This is a genomic window from Streptomyces sp. NPDC050161, from assembly GCF_044460025.1.
In the GTDB taxonomy this organism is placed as follows: Bacteria; Actinomycetota; Actinomycetes; order Streptomycetales; family Streptomycetaceae; genus Streptomyces.
Map to the genome: position 1 here is coordinate 118,307 of NZ_JBITJM010000007.1, position 19,363 is coordinate 137,669.

The 19,363-nt window shown below is 73.2% G+C and carries 17 protein-coding genes; 9 read left to right on the forward strand and 8 right to left on the reverse strand.

What is annotated here, in order from left to right; all coding sequences use genetic code 11:
• Positions 1-17 precede the first annotated feature (17 nt).
• Together ACIBK8_RS14840 and ACIBK8_RS14845 are read left to right on the forward strand one after the other, a co-directional pair.
• Complete coding sequence (locus ACIBK8_RS14840) at positions 18-965, forward strand: nucleoside hydrolase (RefSeq protein ID WP_393688524.1); 948 nt, start codon at positions 18-20, stop codon at positions 963-965.
• The gene (locus tag ACIBK8_RS14845; protein ID WP_399042179.1) at positions 962-2,398 is read left to right on the forward strand and encodes an MFS transporter; all 1,437 of its coding nucleotides are present in this window, start codon (positions 962-964) and stop codon (positions 2,396-2,398) included. Before ACIBK8_RS14840 ends, ACIBK8_RS14845 begins: the two co-directional genes overlap by 4 nt.
• A 58-nt stretch (positions 2,399-2,456) precedes the next feature.
• On the opposite strand, the gene ACIBK8_RS14850 is transcribed toward ACIBK8_RS14845, so the two are convergent.
• Positions 2,457-3,239, reverse strand: a complete 783-nt coding sequence (locus tag ACIBK8_RS14850) for a class I SAM-dependent methyltransferase (protein ID WP_399042180.1) — start codon at positions 3,237-3,239, stop codon at positions 2,457-2,459.
• A gap of 342 nt (positions 3,240-3,581) precedes the next feature.
• Between ACIBK8_RS14850 and proP the strand changes: the two genes are divergently transcribed.
• Positions 3,582-5,093: a glycine betaine/L-proline transporter ProP gene (gene proP / locus ACIBK8_RS14855; RefSeq protein WP_399042381.1), complete on the forward strand. Its 1,512-nt coding sequence runs from the start codon at positions 3,582-3,584 to the stop codon at positions 5,091-5,093.
• Positions 5,094-5,171: 78 nt separating this feature from the next.
• Here proP and ACIBK8_RS14860 read toward each other — a convergent pair whose 3' ends face one another.
• The gene (locus ACIBK8_RS14860) at positions 5,172-5,372 is read right to left on the reverse strand and encodes a CsbD family protein (RefSeq protein WP_399042181.1); all 201 of its coding nucleotides are present in this window, start codon (positions 5,370-5,372) and stop codon (positions 5,172-5,174) included.
• Between the two features lie 113 nt (positions 5,373-5,485).
• The gene (locus ACIBK8_RS14865) at positions 5,486-6,280 is read right to left on the reverse strand and encodes a 3-hydroxybutyrate dehydrogenase (protein ID WP_399042182.1); all 795 of its coding nucleotides are present in this window, start codon (positions 6,278-6,280) and stop codon (positions 5,486-5,488) included.
• A 138-nt stretch (positions 6,281-6,418) separates the two neighbouring features.
• Between ACIBK8_RS14865 and ACIBK8_RS14870 the strand changes: the two genes are divergently transcribed.
• On the forward strand, positions 6,419-6,979 hold the full coding sequence (locus ACIBK8_RS14870) for a hypothetical protein (RefSeq protein ID WP_399042183.1): 561 nt from the start codon (positions 6,419-6,421) through the stop codon (positions 6,977-6,979).
• Positions 6,980-6,991: 12 nt separating this feature from the next.
• Here ACIBK8_RS14870 and ACIBK8_RS14875 read toward each other — a convergent pair whose 3' ends face one another.
• The 3 genes from ACIBK8_RS14875 to ACIBK8_RS14885 form a co-directional block, all read right to left on the reverse strand.
• Complete coding sequence (locus ACIBK8_RS14875) at positions 6,992-7,483, reverse strand: NUDIX hydrolase (protein ID WP_399042184.1); 492 nt, start codon at positions 7,481-7,483, stop codon at positions 6,992-6,994.
• Between the two features lie 39 nt (positions 7,484-7,522).
• The gene (locus tag ACIBK8_RS14880; protein ID WP_399042185.1) at positions 7,523-8,140 is read right to left on the reverse strand and encodes a hypothetical protein; all 618 of its coding nucleotides are present in this window, start codon (positions 8,138-8,140) and stop codon (positions 7,523-7,525) included.
• 134 nt (positions 8,141-8,274) lie between these two features.
• Positions 8,275-9,078, reverse strand: coding sequence for a glutamate racemase (locus ACIBK8_RS14885; RefSeq protein ID WP_399042186.1), 804 nt, complete (start codon positions 9,076-9,078; stop codon positions 8,275-8,277).
• A 173-nt stretch (positions 9,079-9,251) separates the two neighbouring features.
• Here ACIBK8_RS14885 and ACIBK8_RS14890 point away from each other — a divergent pair, with 173 nt between their 5' ends.
• The gene (locus tag ACIBK8_RS14890; RefSeq protein ID WP_399042383.1) at positions 9,252-10,400 is read left to right on the forward strand and encodes a glycosyltransferase; all 1,149 of its coding nucleotides are present in this window, start codon (positions 9,252-9,254) and stop codon (positions 10,398-10,400) included.
• A 16-nt stretch (positions 10,401-10,416) separates the two neighbouring features.
• On the opposite strand, the gene ACIBK8_RS14895 is transcribed toward ACIBK8_RS14890, so the two are convergent.
• The gene (locus ACIBK8_RS14895; RefSeq protein WP_399042188.1) at positions 10,417-11,811 is read right to left on the reverse strand and encodes a TerD family protein; all 1,395 of its coding nucleotides are present in this window, start codon (positions 11,809-11,811) and stop codon (positions 10,417-10,419) included.
• Positions 11,812-12,170: 359 nt separating this feature from the next.
• Here ACIBK8_RS14895 and ACIBK8_RS14900 point away from each other — a divergent pair, with 359 nt between their 5' ends.
• The 4 genes from ACIBK8_RS14900 (at position 12,171) to ACIBK8_RS14915 (ending at position 16,946) form a co-directional block, all read left to right on the forward strand.
• Positions 12,171-12,620: a DUF6643 family protein gene (locus tag ACIBK8_RS14900; protein ID WP_399042189.1), complete on the forward strand. Its 450-nt coding sequence runs from the start codon at positions 12,171-12,173 to the stop codon at positions 12,618-12,620.
• 41 nt (positions 12,621-12,661) lie between these two features.
• The gene (locus ACIBK8_RS14905) at positions 12,662-13,486 is read left to right on the forward strand and encodes an MOSC domain-containing protein (RefSeq protein ID WP_399042190.1); all 825 of its coding nucleotides are present in this window, start codon (positions 12,662-12,664) and stop codon (positions 13,484-13,486) included.
• A gap of 168 nt (positions 13,487-13,654) precedes the next feature.
• Positions 13,655-14,260, forward strand: a complete 606-nt coding sequence (locus ACIBK8_RS14910; RefSeq protein ID WP_399042191.1) for a hypothetical protein — start codon at positions 13,655-13,657, stop codon at positions 14,258-14,260.
• Between the two features lie 235 nt (positions 14,261-14,495).
• Positions 14,496-16,946, forward strand: a complete 2,451-nt coding sequence (locus ACIBK8_RS14915) for a right-handed parallel beta-helix repeat-containing protein (protein WP_399042192.1) — start codon at positions 14,496-14,498, stop codon at positions 16,944-16,946.
• Here the strand turns inward: ACIBK8_RS14915 and ACIBK8_RS14920 are convergent.
• The gene (locus ACIBK8_RS14920; RefSeq protein ID WP_399042194.1) at positions 16,916-19,339 is read right to left on the reverse strand and encodes a hypothetical protein; all 2,424 of its coding nucleotides are present in this window, start codon (positions 19,337-19,339) and stop codon (positions 16,916-16,918) included. The two genes, ACIBK8_RS14915 and ACIBK8_RS14920, sit on opposite strands and share 31 nt — an antisense overlap.
• Positions 19,340-19,363: the final 24 nt, after the last annotated feature.

Here is a 19,363-nt window from a genome sequence, read left to right on the forward strand (position 1 = left end):
GCAAAGGGGCTCTTCCGTTGGCCAGAAAGATCATCCTCGACTGCGACCCGGGGCACGACGACGCGATCGCCATGCTCCTGGCCCACGGCAACCCCGACGTCGAGCTGGTCGCCGTCACGACCGTGGTCGGGAACCAGACACTGGAGAAGGTGACCCGCAACGCGCTGTCCGTGGCCCGGATAGCCGGGATCACCGGTGTGCCGTTCGCGGCCGGCTGCCCGCGCCCCCTGGTGCGTGCCATCGAGACGGCGCCCGACATCCACGGCGAGACCGGTCTCGACGGGCCCGAGCTGCCCGAGCCCGACATCGAGCTGGACCGCAGGCACGCCGTGGACCTGATCATCGACACGGTGATGTCCCACGAGCCCGGCGAGATCACCATCGTCCCGACCGCGGGCCTGACCAACATCGCGCTGGCCGTGCGCAAGGAGCCGCGGATCGCCGAGCGGGTCCGTGAGGTCGTCCTGATGGGCGGCGGCTACCACGAGGGCAACTGGAGCGCGGTCGCCGAGTTCAACATCATCATCGACCCCGAGGCCGCGCACATCGTCTTCAACGAGCGCTGGCCGGTCACCATGGTCGGCCTCGACCTCACGCACCAGGCGCTGGCCACCCCCGAGGTCGCCGAGAAGATCGCCGCGGTCGGCACCAAGCCGGCCACCTTCGTCCTGGAACTCCTCGACTTCTTCCGTGAGGCGTACCGGGAGAACCAGGGCTTCGAGTTCCCGCCGGTGCACGACCCGTGCGCGGTCGCGTACGTCATCGACCCGGACGTCATGACCGTGCGCAAGGCGCCGGTGGACGTGGAGCTGCGCGGCGGGCTGACCCTCGGCATGACCGTCGCCGACTTCCGTGCGCCGGCCCCCGCCGACTGCACCACGCAGGTCGCGGTCGCCCTCGACCACGAGCGGTTCTGGAACCTCGTGGTGGACGCGCTGGAGCGGATCGGCGACGGCGCGGCATGAGTGTCTCCACCGCACCGCACGGCGCCGTGACGCCGGGCGGTTCAGGGGTCCGGGTGGGTGTCCTGGTCGCGGCGCTGCTCGCGGCCTGTTTCGCCTTCCAGCTCAACGCCAGCATGCTCAGCCCGGCGCTGAAGAGCATCCAGGACTCACTGGGCGCAGGATCCGCCGAGATCGGCCTCACCCAGACCGCGTTCTTCACCTCGGCGGCGCTGTTCTCGCTCTTCCTGCCGCGGCTCGGCGACGTCATCGGCCGCCGCAAGGTGCTGGCCGGAATGCTCGGCCTGATGGTCGTCGGCTGTGTGATCGCCGCGCTGGCGACGAGCGTGCCGATGCTGTTCGTGGGCCGCATCATCCAGGGGGTGAGCGGTCCGGTCGTCCCGCTGTGCCTGATCATGCTGCGGGTCGAGGTCAAGGAACCGAAGCGGTACGGCACGCTGCTCGGGGTGATCACCGCGGTCAACGGCGGGATCGCCGGCGTCGACTCGCTGGCCGGCGGCTACCTCGCCGACCACCACGGCTTCGCTTCGGTCTTCTGGGCGATGGCAGGCGTCGCGGCCGTCGCCACCGTGCTGGTCGCCACCCTGACCCCCGAGTCCAGGGCGCCGGTGACGAGCCGGATGGACTGGCCCGGGGTCGTGCTGCTGGTCGTCTCGGTCGGCTCGCTGCTGATCGCGCTCAACGAGGCGGGCAAGCTCGCCGCCGCCAACTGGCCGCTGATCGCCGGCCTGGTGGTGCTGGCCGCCGTCGCGTTCGCGCTGTTCTGGCGTACGGAGAACCGCAGCGGCCACCCGCTGGTCGCCACCCGGCACCTCAAGCAGCGGGCGACCTGGGCGACGCTGCTGACCACCGTGCTCACCATGACCGGCGTGTTCGCCGTCATGAACGGGCTGATCCCGGCGTTCGCCCAGGACGCGCAGGCCGGACTCGGCATGTCCGCCGAGCAGTCCGCGTGGTGGACGCTGACGCCGTACGCGCTCGCCGGGCTCGCCATGGGCCCGGTCGCCGGCCGCCTCGCCGCCACCTACGGCTACGGGCGGATCCTGCGCTGCGGCCTGGTCGGGTCGGTCGCCGCGGTCGTCCTGATGATCCTCACCCTGCACGGCCAGTCCCGGATCCTGTTGCTGCTGCTGTCGCTGCTGATCGGCGTGGTGTACGCGGGCGTGACGAACATCGTGCTGAACGGTCTTGGCATCGTGCTGTCACCGCGCGAGAACCCGGGCTTCCTGCCCGGCCTGAACGCGGGCGCCTTCAACCTCGGCGCGGGGCTCAGCTTCGCCGTGCTGTACGCGGTCGAGACCGCCGCGAAGCCCGCGGACGCCGCCTCCTCCGGCGGCTACACGGCGGGCATGATCGCCGGTGTCGTCATCCTGGCCGCGGCCATCGCGGCGTCCTTCCTGATCCCGAAGCCGGTCGCGGCCGAGGCACAGGACTGAGCACCCGGCCCTGCGCCCCGCCGGACGGGCGCAGGGCCGAGGCCGCTGCCCACGGCCGTCAGCGCAGCCCCACGACCAGGGCGTCGCTCGGTGAGCACCACGCCTGCCCGGCCTCGGCGAAGCCGCTCGCGCGCAGGGTTTCCAGGTGCCAGTGGGTCTCCGTCGGCCGGTCGCCGTCCTGGGGACCTGCCGGTTCCCGGGGATCGCCGAGCAGGTCGAAGCGCTGCCGCGCGGGCTCCGCGAGCACCGGGTCGTCGGCGAGCGCGCTCCACCAGGCGGCCCAGTCGAGCGCCCCGGCCGCCTGCTCCCGCTCCTTGCGGCGGGTGTGGAAGGACGCCACCGCCTCATTGATCCGCGGGGCGGCGGCGTCGGCCATGTGATCGGCGTTCAGGAAGACGCCGCCCTCCCGCAGGACACCGGCGATGTCGCCGTAGAGCGTGCGCAGCGGCTCCGCTTCCAGCCAGTGCAGCGCGGTCGCTGTCACCACCGCGTCGTAGGAACGGTGCGGCAGCGCGTCCCGCCACGCCGGGTCGGTGAGGTCCGCGGTGACGAACTCCGCCCGCTCGTCACCGGCGAAGTGGCCGCGGGCGAGAGTCAGCAGGGCCGGGTCGAGGTCGACGCCGGTGCTGCGGGCGTCCGGGAGGCGCTTCAGCAGCCGGCCGGTGATGCTGCCCGTGCCGCAGGCGAGGTCGAGCACCGCAGGGGCGGGTCCTGCCAGCGCCTCGACCATGTCGAGCATGACCCGGAACCGCTCCTCGCGGTCGGGCATGTACCACTCCTGCTGCCGGTCCCAGCTGTCCTGCCAGGACTGCCAGTCCACCCGCGTGATCGTCTCGCTCATGACGCACCTTTCCTCGGTCGGTCTCCCGTCGCGGCGCCCGACTGCCGAACGCCGAGGGGCAGCGGCTGACGCCTCGCTCCTTATTGCCACAGGCACGCAAGAGCTTGCCATAGGCAACAAGGTGTCCCGCCCGTGCCGGACCGCCGTACGGCCGCCCGGCGCGGGCGACACGCGGTGCCCGTGTGCCTGCTCCCCAGGCGGAATGTTCGGGGAATAATCGCGGAACAATGAGGCCCCCAACACCGCCCTGGACGGGGTGACATGAGCCCTCGACGCCGAAATCCGTCGCACTTCCGGCACAGCAGGACAGCGGCCCGTGGAGGAACCGCGGCCAACGACCGCCTGCTCCGTATCCTGTTGCGCCGCCGCAAACAGTCACTCACCGCCGATGACGTGACGATCACCGACAAACCCGAAGTGCGCCGCGCGGTTTCCGCAGCCGCTCTGGGCAACACGATGGAATGGTTCGACTTCGGCGTCTACGCCTATCTGGCCGGAACCCTGGGAAAGGTTTTCTTTCCGTCGAGTTCGCCCGGCGCCCAAGTCGTCTCGACCTTCGCCACCTTCGCCGCCGCCTTTCTCGTCCGGCCGCTCGGCGGGCTGGTCTTCGGGCCGCTCGGCGACCGCATCGGACGTAAACGCGTCTTGGCCGCCACCATGATCATGATGGCGATCAGCACCTTCGCCGTCGGATTCCTGCCCAGTTACGCGGCCATCGGATTCAGCGCACCGATTCTGCTGCTCATCTGCCGTCTCGTACAGGGATTCTCCACCGGCGGCGAATACGCGGGGGCCACCACCTATATCGCCGAATACGCGCCCGACAAGCGCCGCGGATTCCTCGGCAGCTGGCTCGACTTCGGCACGTTCGTCGGCTATTCGCTGGGCTCGGGAATGGTCACGATTCTCACGGCCGTGATCGGCGAGGGCAGCATGGTGTCGTGGGGCTGGCGCCTCCCGTTCCTGGTCGCGGGACCACTGGGACTCATCGGGCTCTACATGCGCCTGCGCCTGGAGGAGACACCGGCGTTCCAGCGCGAGGCCGAACAGGCCCACGAGGAAGCCGAGAAGGCCCGCAGCGAAGGCGGCGAGGACCCGGTGGAGGTGGCCCGCCAGTCCGGCCACGGGCGTCTGAAGGAAATCTTCACCCAGCACTGGGAAGCCGTGCTGATCTGCATGGGCCTGGTGCTGCTCTACAACGTCACCAACTACATGGTGACCTCGTACCTGCCGACGTTCATGTCCGAGACCCTCGGCGAGGACGCCCTCACCGCGCAGCTGCTCGTGCTCGGCACCATGATCGTCGTGGTGCTCACCATCACCACCGTGGGCCGGACGTCCGACCGCTGGGGCCGCAGGCCGGTCTTCATGGCGGGCAGCATCGCGCTGATCGCCCTGGCGGCGCCCGCGGTGCTGCTGATCCGCGCCGGGGGCATCCTGCTGCCGGCCTTCGGATGCCTGATCCTGGGCCTCCTGCTGGTCTGCTTCGCCGGTACCTCCGCCTCGACGCTGCCCGCGCTCTTCCCGACGCGGCTGCGGTACGGCGCCCTGTCGATCTCGTTCAACATCTCCGTGTCGCTCTTCGGCGGCACGACCCCGCTGATCGCCTCCGCGCTCGTGCAGGCGACCGGCAGCGAGATGGTGCCCGCGTACTACCTGATGGCAGCCGGGGTCATCGGACTCGTCGCCAGCTTCTTCCTCCACGAGACGGCGGGCAAGCCGCTGCGCGGCTCCGGGCCGATGGTGGAGAACGAGGAACAGGCCCAGCAACTGGTCGCCCTCAGCCGTACGCAGGCGGGGCGGCGGGCCCGTGACCTCTGGATCCGGCTGCGCCACCCCTGGTCAGGCCACTGACCCGCGACGCACGTACGCCGTGCCCCGGCCCGCCCGCGAGGGCAGGACCGGGGCACGGCGCTTTCCCGGAGCGCGGCGTCAGGACTCGCGGTCGCGGCGGCCCTTCAGCGAGTCCTTCATCCCCTCCGCCTTGTCCTTGGCGTTGCCCATCGCGCGCTTGGCCTCGCCCTTGGCCTGGTCGGTACGGCCCTCGGCGGCCATCCGGTCGTTGCCGGTGGCCTTGCCCACGGCCTCCTTGGCCTTGCCCTTCATCTTGTCCATGCCGCTCTTGTCACCCATGGCGCACTCCCTTGTCCGGTCGGTCGGGGACGGAACGGCACCACGCTGCCCCGCATCCCGCCGCCCCGCATCCGGAGGCCGCCATCGGTAGGGCGCGGCCGGGCCGGGCCCGGTCAGTGCGCGGTCCAGCCGCCGTCGAGCCGCAGCGACGTGCCGGTGATGAAGGACGCCTGCGGGGTGCAGAGGTAGGCGACGGCCTCGGCCACCTCCGACGGTTCGACCAGCCGCTTGAGTGCGGAGTCGGCCAGCAGGACGTCGGCGAGCACCCGCTCCTCGGGAATGCCGTGCGCCGCCGCCTGGTCGGCGATCTGCCGCTCGACCAACGGGGTGCGGACGTAGCCGGGGTTGACGCAGTTCGATGTCACACCGTGCGGGGCGCCCTCCAGTGCCGCGGTCTTCGACAGGCCCTCCAGGCCGTGCTTGGCGGCCACGTAGGCGGACTTGAACGGGGAGGCGCGCAGGCCGTGGACGGATGAGATGTTGACGATCCGGCCCCAGCCGCCCGCGTACATGTGCGGCAGCGCGCCGCGCAGCAGCCGGAACGGCGCCTCCAGCATCACCGTCAGCACCTCGTGGAACACCTCGGGCGGGAACTCCTCGATGGGCCGCACGAGTTGGATGCCCGCGTTGTTGACCAGCAGGTCGCAGCCGGCCGCCGCCCGCTCCGCCGCGTCCAGGTCGGTGAGGTCCAGCGGGCGCGGCTCGACGGCTCCGGGTACGCCGCCCGGCACCTCGCCCGCGAGCCGGTCGAGACCCTCCGCGTCGCGGTCCACGGCGCGTACCGTCGCGCCCGCCGCCGCCAGCCGCAGCGCACAGGCGCGCCCGATGCCGCCGGCCGCGCCGGTCACCAGCGCGGTGCGGCCTTCGAGGTCGAGGGAGACGGGCCCGGGTGTACCGATCGCAGTCATGACCGCACCTTAGAGCGCGTCCCCCGCGCCGCGCCGCCTCACTCGAACGGCCGCCCCGGATCGCCGGGGCGCCGCCGGACTTCTAGCGTCCTAAGACGCAGCTCGCCGCCTGCGCGCCGCCGACACCAGGGAGTCCGAATGCGCCGACTCATCGCCGTGCCGACCGTGCTGCTCGCCCTGGCCGCCGCCGGCTGCACCGGCGGCCGGACCGCGGACACCCCCGCGGCCGTCTCCGAGGGATCCGGGGCGCCGAGCCCGTCGTCGCCGCCCGGCGCGCCCCGTTCCGCCGGGCCGACGCCCACGGTCCCCGGCCAGCCGGTGGACTGCGGCGAGATCCGCGACGCACTCGGCACGTCGGAGAGCGTCACGCTCTTCGCCGACCCCGGCGCCGACGGCACCGTGGGCTGCGAAGAGGCCCACGACGTGATGGCCGACTTCTTCGAGCGGGCGCCGCAGGACTCCGGCGACGACGCGGGCACGCTGGCCGTACGGGGCTGGTTCTGCCGGTACGAGAGCGGCCCCACCGGCACCTGGATCAGCAGCTGCCACAAGGACCGGCTGGAGATGCACACCGAGGAGCCGTCCGGGGACGGCACCGACCCGTCCGATGAGCCGAGCGCCCCGGACGAGAGCCGGCTGCCGCCGCTGCCTGACGAGCCGTCGTCGCCGATGGACGAGCCGTCGACCGAAGAGCTGTGAGGACGACAGACCCTACGGGGCTGCGGGTTCCTCGCCCATGCCCTGGAACCAGGCGGGGCCTGCCTCCTGGGCCCGCTTGATCCGGGTCAGGGAGTAGTCGTCGAGCACCGGCAGGGCGTCCATCGCGAACCAGCCGACCGCCAGCGACTCGTCGTCGTTGACCGCCGCCTCGCCGCCGATCGCACGGCAGCGCAGCGTGACGTCCATGAACTGGCAGTGGTCACCGTTGGGATAGGTGATCGGCTGCATCGCCTCGACGAGGACGACACCCTCCGGCACGACCCGCACCGCCGTCTCCTCGAAGACCTCACGCGCCGCGGTCTGCGCGGGCTGCTCGCCCGGTTCGGGAATGCCGCCGATGACCGACCAGTTCCCGGTGTCCACGCGCTTGCCCAGCAGAACCCGGCCCTCGTCGTCGAAGACGACGGCGCTCACGCCGGGCAGCCACAGCAGTTGATGGCCGATGGAGGTCCGGAGGTCGCGGATGAAATCGGGTGTCGCCATGTCCTGAACTGTAGAGGACGTCCCGCCCCCGCCCGGCGCTCAGGCACCCGCCGGACTGCCCCCGCGCAGGCCGATCCGCCCGACGATGTAGCGCATCGCGCCCTCGGCGTCGTCGACGGTGACCGTGAAGGTCCGTCCGTCACCGAGCTTGAGCACCAGCGCCTCGCCGCGCCGTACGATCACGGCCGTGCCCTGCTCGGGCCGCCAGCGGTAGCCCCAGCCGCCCCAGTGACGCGGGGTGACCTGCTGGGCGATCGCCACATCGACGACGAGGTCGAGCGGGATCCGGCGCCGCGGCACTCCGATGTGGCCGCAGCGCACCTCCAGGCACTCCTTGTCGACGCGCACCGCGACATGGACGAAGGCGAGGGTGCCGAACAGCACCAGCAGACCGGCCGCGACGCAGCCGACCACAGCCATCACCAGCGGCACCAGGCTGGAGGTCCAGGTGCTGTCGACGGCGAGCTGGACGCCCAGGGCGAGGCAGGCGGCTCCGATGGCGGCCAGCAGCCACTGCACCCGGTTGGTGGCACTGCCCTGCCAGACCTCGGGCAGCTCCGGGTGGGCGCCCGAGGCGGGCCGTGCGCCTTTTCCCGCGCCGGTGGCGCCGGTGTGCCGATCGGGGGTGGCTGCCCCGTCGTGGGGGTGGTCCCTCATGAGACGCAGCGTACGCGCCTTTGCACGCTGGGGCAGGGTGCCTGGCTCCCCGTGCGGCCCGTCCGTCCGCCGCGTTCCGGAAGCGTGCCGCGGGCTTCGCGCAGCACGCTCCGGAGCGGCGGACGCACCGGGCTTCAGCGCGGCAGCGCCGCCGCCCGGCGGTCACCGGATCCGGCGAGCAGGCGGCCCTCCGGGTAGGCGAGTGCGACGTCCGGCAGCTCGCCGGGGCGACCGCTGAGGAGCACGCGGAGGCCGCCGGTCGGCGCGGCGGCGGGCGCCGGCTCGGCACCGATGCGGCGCAGCGCCTGGGCGGCCACCGCGTCGGCGGAGCCGTGCAGGACCAGAGCGGGGGCGCCGGGCTGCTGGAGCGCGTCCCTGATCTCTTCGGCGACGAGTTCGTAGTGGGTGCAGCCGAGGACGACGGCGCGTACGTCGCGGGGGGTGCGCGCGGCAGCGGCGGCCACGGCGGCGGAGACCGCGGCGGCGTCCGCCTGCTCCACGGCGTCGGCGAGCCCCGGGCAGGGCACGCCCGTGACGTCCAGGCCGTCCGCGAACCTGGCGATCAGATCGCGCTGGTAGGGGCTGCCCGTGGTGGCGGGGGTGGCCCAGATCGCGACGGGCCCGCCGCCGGCCGCGGCCGGCTTGATGGCGGGGACCGTGCCGATGACCGGTATCGCGGGCTCCAGTTCGGCGCGGAGCGCCGGCAGGGCGTGCACGGACGCGGTGTTGCAGGCGACGATCAGGGCGTCCGGGCGGTGCGCGGCGGCGGAGCGGGCCACGGCCAGCGCATGCGCGGTGACGTCGTCGGGGGTACGCGGGCCCCAGGGCATGCCGTCGGGGTCGCAGGAGATGACCAGATCGGCGTCCGGCCGCAGCCGACGCACGGCGGCGGCTGCGGCGAGCAGCCCGGCACCGGAATCCATGAGCGCGATCTTCACCCGGACACTCTACTCAGCCGGGTGCCCGACTTGTCATACCGGGAGGTCGTACCGGCCGGGCCGTGGCCGGAACCCGCGCACCGGCCGCGCACCCGGCGACGCCGGCCCGGGACACCGCGCCGATCGCCCGCTCCCGCCGCCCGCGGTGCGGCAGACTGCGGGCCGTGGGAGCGATGGAGTGGATCGGTGCCGGGACGCTGCTGGTCTGGCTGTGGCTGTTGCTGGGGCAGGGCTTCTTCTGGCGTACGGACGTGCGGCTGCCGCACCGGCGGGATCCGGAGCGCTGGCCTTCGGTTGCCGTGGTGGTGCCGGCCAGGGACGAGGCGGAGGTGCTGCCGGTGAGCCTGCCGTCGCTGCTGGCGCAGAAGTACCCGGGCCGGGCCGAGGTGTTCCTCGTCGACGACGGCAGCACGGACGGCACCGCGGCGCTGGCCAGGTCGCTGGCGGCGGAGCGGGACGGCCTGGCGCTGACGATCACCTCGCCAGGGGAGCCCGAGCCCGGCTGGACGGGCAAGCTCTGGGCCGTACGGCACGGCATGACGCTGGCGTGCGAGCGGATGGACCCGGAGTATCTGCTGCTGACGGACGCGGACATCGCCCATGAGCCGGACAGCCTGCGCGAGTTGGTGGCCGCGGCGCGCTCCGCGCGGCTGGATCTGGTGTCGCAGATGGCGCGGCTGCGGGTGGCGACGCCCTGGGAGCGGCTGATCGTCCCGGCGTTCGTCTACTTCTTCGCGCAGCTGTACCCGTTCCGCTGGATCAACCGGCCCGGCGCGCGGACCGCGGCGGCGGCCGGCGGCTGTGTGCTGCTGCGGCGGGACGCGGCGGAGCGGGCCGGGGTTCCGGAGTGCATCCGGCACGCGGTGATCGACGATGTGGCGCTGGCGCGGGCGGTGCGGTCGGCGGGCGGGCGGATCTGGCTCGGGCTCGCCGACCGGGTGGACAGCGTGCGGCCGTATCCGCGCCTCGCCGAGCTGTGGCGGATGGTGTCGCGCAGCGCGTACGCCCAGCTGCGGCACCAGCCGCTGCTGCTGCTCGGCACGGTCCTGGGTCTCGCGCTGGTCTATCTGGCGCCGCCCGTCGTGCTGCTGGCCGGGGCGGCGCTCGACAGTCCGCAGGCCGCGGTGGCGGGCGGCGCGGCGTGGGCGGTGATGGCCGGGACGTTCTGCCCGATGCTGCGCTACTACCGGCAGCCGCTGTGGACGGCGCTGCTGCTGCCGTTTACCGCGCTGCTGTATCTGCTGATGACGGTGGACTCGGCGGTGCAGCATCACCGCGGGCGCGGGGCGGCGTGGAAGGGCCGGACGTACGGGGCGCCCTGACCGTCCGGCCCCTCGCTCACTTCCTGGCAGGTGACCAGTCCAGGCCCCAGCCGTAGGCGTGGTCGACGGTGCGCTGCGGGCTGACGCCGGGCTGCGGGACGAGGTAGCGGGCCTCGCGCTGGACGACGAGTTCGCTGCCGGTGTTGGTGATCAGGGCGAGGGCGCACACCGGCGACGGCACCGTGCAGGCGTCCAGGGTGAACTCGACCGGTGCGCCGTGCTGCGGCTGGAGGGTGACGGACGCGTTCAGGCCCTCGAAGCTGCGGGCGCCCGCGTAGACGGTGACGAAGAGCAGGATGCGGCGGATCCGCGCCTGGTGGTCGAGGTTGATGGTGAGGTTCTCGCCCGACGTGACGGCGCCGGTTCGGTCGTCGCCGTCGAGTTGGACGTAGGGCGGTGCGTGCAGGGCGCCGAAGCTGTTGCCGAGCGGGTGCACCACCCCCGCGCTGCCGTCGGTGAGTTCGTAGAGCGCGCACAGGTCGAGGTCGAGGTCGCCGGTCTGCGGCAGCAGCGCGCCGCGGGCCCCGAGCGCCTCCATGGCCTTGCGGCCGATCTTCTTGCCGAGCCGTTTGCCGACCTTGGCGCCGGTCCAGTTGAGGTTCACCCGCATCGCGCCTGACGTGCCGCCCTGCTTCGTCAATGAGACGGCCGGGGCTTCCTTCGTCAGGGTGATCTTCGTCAGGCGGACGGGAGGGGAGGCGGGCGCGGGCGCCGGGTATCCGGGCTGCGGGGTTGACGCCACGGGTTGACCTGACGTCAACGGGGGCGCGGCCGGGGGCATCGGCGGCGCGGGAGGCGGCACGGGCGGTCCGGGCGGCGGAGCCATCGGCGGGGCGGCGGGCGGCTGGCCCGGTGCCGTCGCCTCCGTCGGCGCCTGCGGTTCGGGCTCGGCCTCCACGCTGATCCCGAAGTCGGTGGCCAGACCGGCGAGCCCGGTGTCGTAGCCCTGCCCCACCGCGCGGAACTTCCAGGCGCCCTGGCGGCGGTAGAGCTCGCCGAGGACGAAGGCCGTCTCGCGGGACGCGTCCTGGCTGTCGAAGCGGGCCATCTCGGCGCCGTCCGCCGCGTCGAGCACCCGGATGTACAGCCCGGGGACCTGGCCGAAGGTCCCGCCGTCGGCGGACGCCGCGAGCACCACCGTCTCCACCGGGCCCTCCACGGCGGCGAGATCGACCGCGACGGTGTCGGTCAGCACGCCGCCCACCTGCCGCTTCCCCTCGTGCCTTACGGCGCCGGAGGCGTGCACCGCCTGGTTGTAGAAGACGAAGTCGGCGTCGTCACGCACCTTGCCCGACACCAGCAGGAGAGCCGAGGCGTCCACGTCGGGGGCGCCCGGCACTGCCTGCCACCCCAGTTCCACCCGCACGGCCCCGGCCGGTACCGGAACGTTCCCGCCCTTGCGCATCGACATCGCCGCACCCCTCTCTCGTCGCTTCTCCCGTTCCACCGGACCCGCTTCCGCGACCCGGCGCCGACCGCCGCAGCCACCCCGCCGGCCGCAGGTTCCGGCGGCCCCGGGATCCCATGAGACACATCCGTCCCACACGTCTCCCCGTCAGCAGCGGCGCACCCCAACCTACTTGGCCCTGAGGACGCCGAACGCCCCCCATTCACCTGCGAGAAGCGCGGTCTTTACACGATTTCTACGGTCGATCTCGACCGATTTTCGCACGTTCGCTCACATTGGTGAGCCGAGCCCGTCAGACACCCGCGAAACAACCGCCTTCCCAGGCTCCCCAATCGGCACATCGTGGGCTTAACTTAAGAGGTATGACCTCCCCCCGCTCTACCTACGGCGGCGGCTACTACGCTTCGCCGTCCTTCCCGGACACCCCGATCTACGACAGCCTCGTCGCGGAACGCGGTACACCGCAGATCGCTCCGATCCGGGTCTCTCCGGCTCCGTACGACACCGGCTCGTCCTACCTGCCGGCGCTCCCCGCGGCACTGCCCGCCGCCCCGTCCCATCCGTCGCAGGGATATCCCGGCGCCGCCGCGCAGCCGGTCGCCCCGCTCCAGCACACACCCGCGCCGTACATCCCGCAGCAGGCGGGCACCCGCGGCTACCCGGCCCCGCAGCCGCCGCAGCCGCCGCGTACGGGGATGAGCACGGGCTACGAAGCGATGCGTCCGGCCGCCCCGGTGGCGCCCGCGCCGCAGCGTGCCGCGGCTCCGTACGACGATCCGTACGGCCGCCAGTACCCCTCGCGGGGGTACTGACCGCTCGACCGGCGCTTCCGGGCGGCTGGCAGGATGGGGCCATGCCCGAGTCAGCGCTCCACGCCATCCATGTGTATCCGGTCAAATCCATTGCGGGGTCCGGACCCGGCGAGGCGGTCGTGGAACCGTGGGGGCTCGCCGGGGACCGTCGCTGGATGCTGGTGGACGCGCAGCACAAGATGGTGAGCCAACGGCTGCACCCGAAGCTGGCGTTGGCCGCCGCCGATGAACTGCCGGGCAACGCCGTGCGGCTGACCGCGCCCGGCATGCCGCCGCTGACCGTCGAGGTGCCCTGGTCCGGGGAGACGGTCGCGGTCGAGATCTGGCGGGACACGGTCGACGCGGTACCGGCCGACGCGGCGGCGGCCGAGTGGTTCAGCGGGTATCTGGGCACGCCGGTGGAGCTGGTGCATCTCGATGCGCCAGGGAAGCTGCGGCCGATCGCCGCGGCGTACGCGCGGCCGGGCGAGACGGTCTCGTTCGCGGACGGCTTTCCGCTGCTGCTGACCACCACCTCGTCGCTCGACGCGCTCAACTCCCTCATCGCGCAGGGTGATCACGCGGATGAGGGCCCGCTGCCGATGAACCGTTTCCGGCCCAATGTGACCGTCGACGGCACCGCCCCGTGGGCCGAGGACACCTGGCGCACGGTCCGCATCGGTGAGGTGGTCTTCCGGGTGGCCAAGCCCTCTCGGCGCTGCGTCGTCACCACCACCGACCAGCGCACCGCGGAGCGCGGCAAGGAGCCGCTGCGCACCCTCGCCCGGCATCGGCAGGCCACCGGCCAACTGGTCTTCGGCCAGAACCTGGTGCCGCAGGGCACCGGCACGATCCGGGTCGGCGACGCCTTCGAGGTGCTCGACTGACCGGACGGGTCCGCGACGCCCGCACACCCCCGCCCGCACCTCCGCCCGCACTCCCGTCACTCGCCCCCCGGCGGTTCTCCGCATACGGAGTGAACCGGGTCTCTCTTCGCCGAACTCACGCATGAGCGGCGGAAGATGAGGTATTCAGGGAGAGGGAGAGGGGGTTCTGTGAAGCGAGCGAAGGCAGGGGCACTGCGCCGGCGGCACAATCCGCTGCGGCGCACGACCGACCGCATCGAGTCCTGGCTCACCGCCCTCACCGTCCTGCTGATCGCCCTGGGCGCGCCCCTCGCGGGCACGGCGGCGGGCGGCGCCGCGTACGACACCCTCCTGGAGACCGTCCGCAGCCAGCGCGCGCAGCGGCATCTCGTGTGGGCCACGGTCGACCGGGCGGCCCCCAGCGCTCCCCTCGACCCCGACCCGGAGACGTCCACACCACGCGATTCCCGGCTGCGGGTCATCGCCCGCTGGACGGCGCGGGACGGCAGCTCGCACCTGGGACAGGTCGGTGCGCCGCGGCTGGTGGAGCCGGGCGCCCGCTTCCGGATCTGGACCGACGGCCGCGGCAGGGTGATGCCGCGCCCGATGGACACCAGCACCGCGGGCGCGCACGCGGTGCTGGCAGGGCTCGGCGTCGCCGGGGCGGTCGGCGGCCTGATCGAGGGCTGCCGCAGGCTGGTGATGCGGCGGATGACGGCCCGCCGCCACCGGCGCTGGGACGAGGCGTGGGAGCGCGCGTACCAGGACTGGGGCAGGGCCGGCGCGGGCAGCTGACGCGGCGCCGCGCGGGCCGCCGCCGGGCCACGGTGCGGCGGTGCTCAGCCATGTCCGGCGCCGTGCCGCGGGAGCTGTCCGGGAGTGCCTGACCATGTCAACTACCGCCCGCCGGGCGCGCTACGGTGGTGCAGCCAGCCACTCGGCTGGGGCCTGGCGCACCCGAAAGCGGACATCAGCGGACGGAACCTGCCGGGCCGTCAACAGCCGCACGAGGTGGGGGCACGACAGCGCCATGGCACAGGGCTCGGTCCAGGTGACGCACTCCGGAACGTCGCGTTGGCGACGCCGTACGGGAGAGTACAGCTCGCTCGCCGCCGCTCTGGAGGCCGCGGGGGACGGTGATGTGCTGACCGTGCCCGCCGGGACCTACCGCGAGAACCTGGTGCTGCTGCGCGCGGTGACGCTGCGCGGCGCGGACGGCGCGCGCGGTTCGGTGCGGATCGCCCCTGCGGACGGCGTCGCGCTGACGGTCCGCGCCTCGGCGACCGTCCAGGACCTGCATCTGGAGGCGACGGATTCGGCGTCGCCCGCGCTGCTGGTGGAGGACGGCACCCCGGAGCTGACGGGGCTGCGGGTGGTGACGCGGTCGGCGGCCGGCATCGAGGTGCGCGGCGGCGCCCGGCCGACCGTGCGGCGCTGCACCGTCGACAACGCCGGCGGCATCGGCATCAGCGTCCTGGACGGCGCCGGCGGCGTCTTCGAGGAGTGCGAGGTGGTGGCCGCCGGGCAGGCCGGCGTCTCGGTGCGGGACGGGGCGCATCCGCGGCTGGAGAACTGCCGCGTCCACCACGCGTCGGGAGCCGGCCTGTCGCTGCACGGCGAGGGCAGCGCGCTGGAGGCGGTGGGCTGCGAGGTGTACGAGATCAAGGGCACCGGCGTGCAGGTCGCGGCGCGGGCCACCGGCCACTTCACGGACTGCACCGTGCACCGCACCTCGGCCGACGGCGTCACGCTGGACACCGACGCGGTGCTCACGCTCGCCGACTGCGCCATCCACGACATCCCGGAGAACGCCATCGACCTGCGGTCGCGTTCGGTGCTCACGCTGACCCGCAGCACGGTCAGGCACTTCGGCCGCAACGGCCTGTCGGTCTGGGATCCCGGCACCCGCGCGGACGCCAACCAGTCCGAGATCCACGACAGTACGGGCGACTACCCGGCGGTGTGGGTCAGCGACGGCGCGACCGTCGTCCTGGACTCGACGCGGGTGCACGACGTGCCGGACGCCCTGTTCGTCCTGGACCGTGGCTCGCGCGCCGACGTGGTCGACAGCGACCTCTCCCAGGTGCGCAACACCGCCGTGTCGGTCAGCGACGGCGCGACGGTGCAGCTGGACGACTGCCGGATCCGGGAGGCGTCCACCGGCGCCTGGTTCCGTGACCACGGCAGCGGCGGCACCCTCGCCAACTGCACCATCGACGGCGCCCAGACCGGCGTCATCGTCACCAAGGGCGCCGACCCCACCATCGAGGGCTGCACGGTCAGTTCACCGGCCGAGGCGGGTTTCTACGTCTCCGCCGAGGGGCGCGGCACGTTCCACAGCTGCCGGGTGACGGGCAGTTCGGGGTTCGGCTTCCACGTCATAGACGGCTGCCGTACGACACTTTCCCGGTGCCGTACGGAACGGTGTGCGCGGGGCGGCTACGAGTTCGCCGAGGGGACGGCGGGCGACGGCAGCGGCGGCGGCCCGCTGGTCGAGGACTGCACCAGCGACGAGAGCCGGGCGGCGCAGGTACCGCCCGCGCCGGTCGCGGCGGGGCCCGGGGTGCAGCAGGCGACGCAGACGGCGGGGCTGCTGGGCGGAGTGCCCTCGCAGAGCGCGCAGCGGACGGCTGCGGCTCCGGCGGCAGCCGCCGAACCGGAGGCCGCCCGGCGCCCTTCGGACGAGGTGCTGGGTGAACTGGACACCCTGGTCGGCCTGGACAGCGTCAAGCGTGAGGTGCGCGGCCTGATCAACATGATCGAGGTGGGGCGCAGGCGGCAGCAGGCGGGCCTGAAGGCCGCGTCCGCGCGCCGGCATCTGGTCTTCACCGGCTCCCCCGGTACCGGCAAGACGACGGTGGCCCGGCTGTACGGCGAAATCCTGGCGGCCCTGGGGGTGTTGGAGCGCGGGCACCTGGTCGAGGTGTCGCGGGTCGACCTGGTGGGCGAGCACATCGGGTCGACGGCGATCCGCACCCAGGAGGCGTTCGACCGGGCGCGCGGCGGGGTGCTCTTCATCGACGAGGCGTACGCCCTCTCCCCCGAGGACTCGGGCCGGGACTTCGGGCGGGAGGCCATCGACACGCTGGTGAAGCTGATGGAGGACCACCGGGATGCGGTGGTGGTGATCGTGGCCGGTTACACCTCCGAGATGGAACGGTTCCTGGCGGTCAACCCCGGTGTGGCATCCCGTTTCTCACGGACCATCACCTTCGGTGACTACGGCGCCGATGAACTGCTGCGGATCGTCGAGCAGCAGGGCGAGGAGCACGAGTACCAGCTCGGCGAGGGGACGGACGAGGCGCTGCTGAAGTACTTCACGGCGCTGCCCAAGGGGCCGTCGTTCGGCAACGGCAGGACCGCGCGGCAGACGTTCGAGGCGATGGTCGAGCGGCACGCGAGCCGGGTGGCGCAGCTGACCGACCCGAGCACCGACGACCTCACCCTGCTCTACGCCGACGATCTGCCCGAACTCCCCTGATCCTGGCCGCAGTCCGCGGGGGCATCGGGTTCCGGGCGCTGCCGTGGCAGCTGCGGTCCGAGCCGGGCGATCAGCTCGGCGCGGACCCTGCCGAAGACCGGGTCAGCCGCGTAGTCGCCGTGCCCGAGTATCTGGGCGGGCAGCGGGCTGCGCAGGCTGCGGCCGAAGGCCAGCGGGTCGCGGAGCGGGCCTTCGTCGATCCGCCGGCCGTCCTCGCAGGTGAGGCGGATGGGGCCGCCGATGGGGTCGGTGAAGCGCCAGAGGTTGCGCCAGTCGTCCATCTCGCGGTGCAGCCCGGTGAGCGCGGGCGGGCCGAAGTAGGCGGGGAACCACCGCCCGTAGAGCCGCTCCAGAGGTGATCCGTAGGTGAGCAGTGCGACGCGGCTGCGGGTGACCAGGTCAAGCTGCCAGACGGCAGCCGCCGCCAGGACGCTGCCCTGGGAGTGGCCCGAGATCACCAGCCGTCCGTCGAACCGCTCGGTCCAGGTGGCCATCCGCCAGGTGAGGTCGGGGACGGCGCGCTCGGCGTAGCAGGGGGGCGCGAAGGGGTGGGCGGCGCGCGGCCAGAAGGTGCCGACGTCCCAGAGGATGCCGATGGTGCGGCGGGCGGAGTGGTCGCGGTAGGCGCGGCGGCCGGTGGCGAGCAGGAGTATGACGCCGGCGCCCATCAGCCAGGAGCCGAGTGCCGCTGCGGTCTCGGCGGCGGCGTGCACGGCAGGCGGCGCGCCTTCGGTGGCGGGTCCTGGCGCCCGGTCGGTGAGCCAGGCGCCGATGACCGCCCCGGCGCCGAGTACGAGGGTGACCGCAGCGATGGCCGCGGCGAGTACGGGTGCCGCGTCGGTGAGCCCGGCGCGGGCGATGGTCCCGGCGATCTTGCGGGTGCGCCACTCGTCGGGCTTCTCCCTGCTGTCGTAGAGGCCAGGGATGTCGGGCATGACGCTGCGGCGTACGGCGCGTACCCGGAGCGCGGCGAGCACGGCGACGCCGGCGACCACGACCAGCAGGACGGGGAGTACCGCGGCCTGCCAGGAGAGCAGGACCGGCGGGCCCGCCATGGGGGCGCCGTTCTGGCCAGGGGTCGCGTCGCCGTCCATCCAGTCGGCGAACCGCTGGGCCACGCCCCCGGACAGCACCCCGCCGACCGCGCAGGCCAGCAGGGCGACCGCGGGCCCTCCCATGCCGCGCAGCGCGGTGCGGGGGCCGTTGGGCGCGGCGCGCTGGAGGATCCCGGCGGTGACGGCGAGGGCGAGTACCAGGGCGCCCTGGAGCACGGCGATGGCGCCGAACGCGGCGGCGCCGGGCAGCGGTCCCGAACTGTGCCCCGTGGGGCGTTCCCAGGCTGCGTACACGGCGGTCACGGCCAGCAGGCCGACGGCCGCGTAGGGCAGGGCCCGTACGACGGGGCGGTCGGTCGTGTCGTCGGGTGCGGCCTCGCTGCGGGCGGTGCGCCAGACGATGACGAGGGTGGTGGCGGCCAGCAGGACGAGCAGTGCGGCCAGGACGTCGCCGGTGGCCGCGAGGCTCGCGCCGTGGCCTGCCCGCGCGTCGGCCTTGCGGGTGGCGACGAGGAGGGCGGCGGCGATGGTCAGCACACCGGCGGTGGAGTGCGCGGCGCGCAGCCGGGCGACGAGCCTGCGGCCGTACCAGAAGCCGTCGAGGCTGAGCGCGGTGCGTTCGGCGGGCGGGGTGTCGCGCGAGGTGCCGGGGCGGCGGGGCGGCGGGGACGCCGATTCGTAGGCGCTCCAGGTGCGGTGCGAGAGCCACCACAGGAAGCCGATGAGCAGCAGCGGCAGGGTGGAGGCGAGGACGAGGCGGCGGCCCGGCAGGCTCCACCAGCCGCCGTCGGCCGGGTTGACGAAGCCCATCCAGGACTTGCCGGTGACGCAGACCGGGGTGCCGGCGCACTGCCAGGCCGTGAGGTCGAGGGCGACCTCGCAGGCGGCAGCCGCCAGCAGGACGGTGAGGCTGAGGGCGAGGACGCGGACGAGGACGTCGTAGAGGCGCTGGGCGGGGTGGTTCTGCGGGGCCGCGGGGCGCATCCAGTGGGCGAGGTTGGCGACCATGAAGGGCAGCAGGATCAGCCAGAGGGCGCGGGCGCCGTTGCCCGAGGTGAGGTTGGACCAGCAGTACGCCTCGCGGACCGGTTCGCCGCGGTACGCGTCGGGGCGCTCCTCGGCGTCGGCGTCCTCGGTCCGCCGGTAGCAGGCCGCGGTGTCGTCGCCGGTGATCAGTGAGATGCGCGGGTCGCCGAGCATCTCCTGGGGTGTGGTGCCGCCGACGCCGTGCACCAGCAGTTCCAGGGCGAGTTGCGGTGCCATCGAGTCGTCCGGCGCATCGTCCGGTGCTCGGTTGCGCGTCGGCCGCGCGGGTGGTGTGGTGTCCGCGGTCTCCACTGCTGTTCCCCCGTTGTCCGTGGC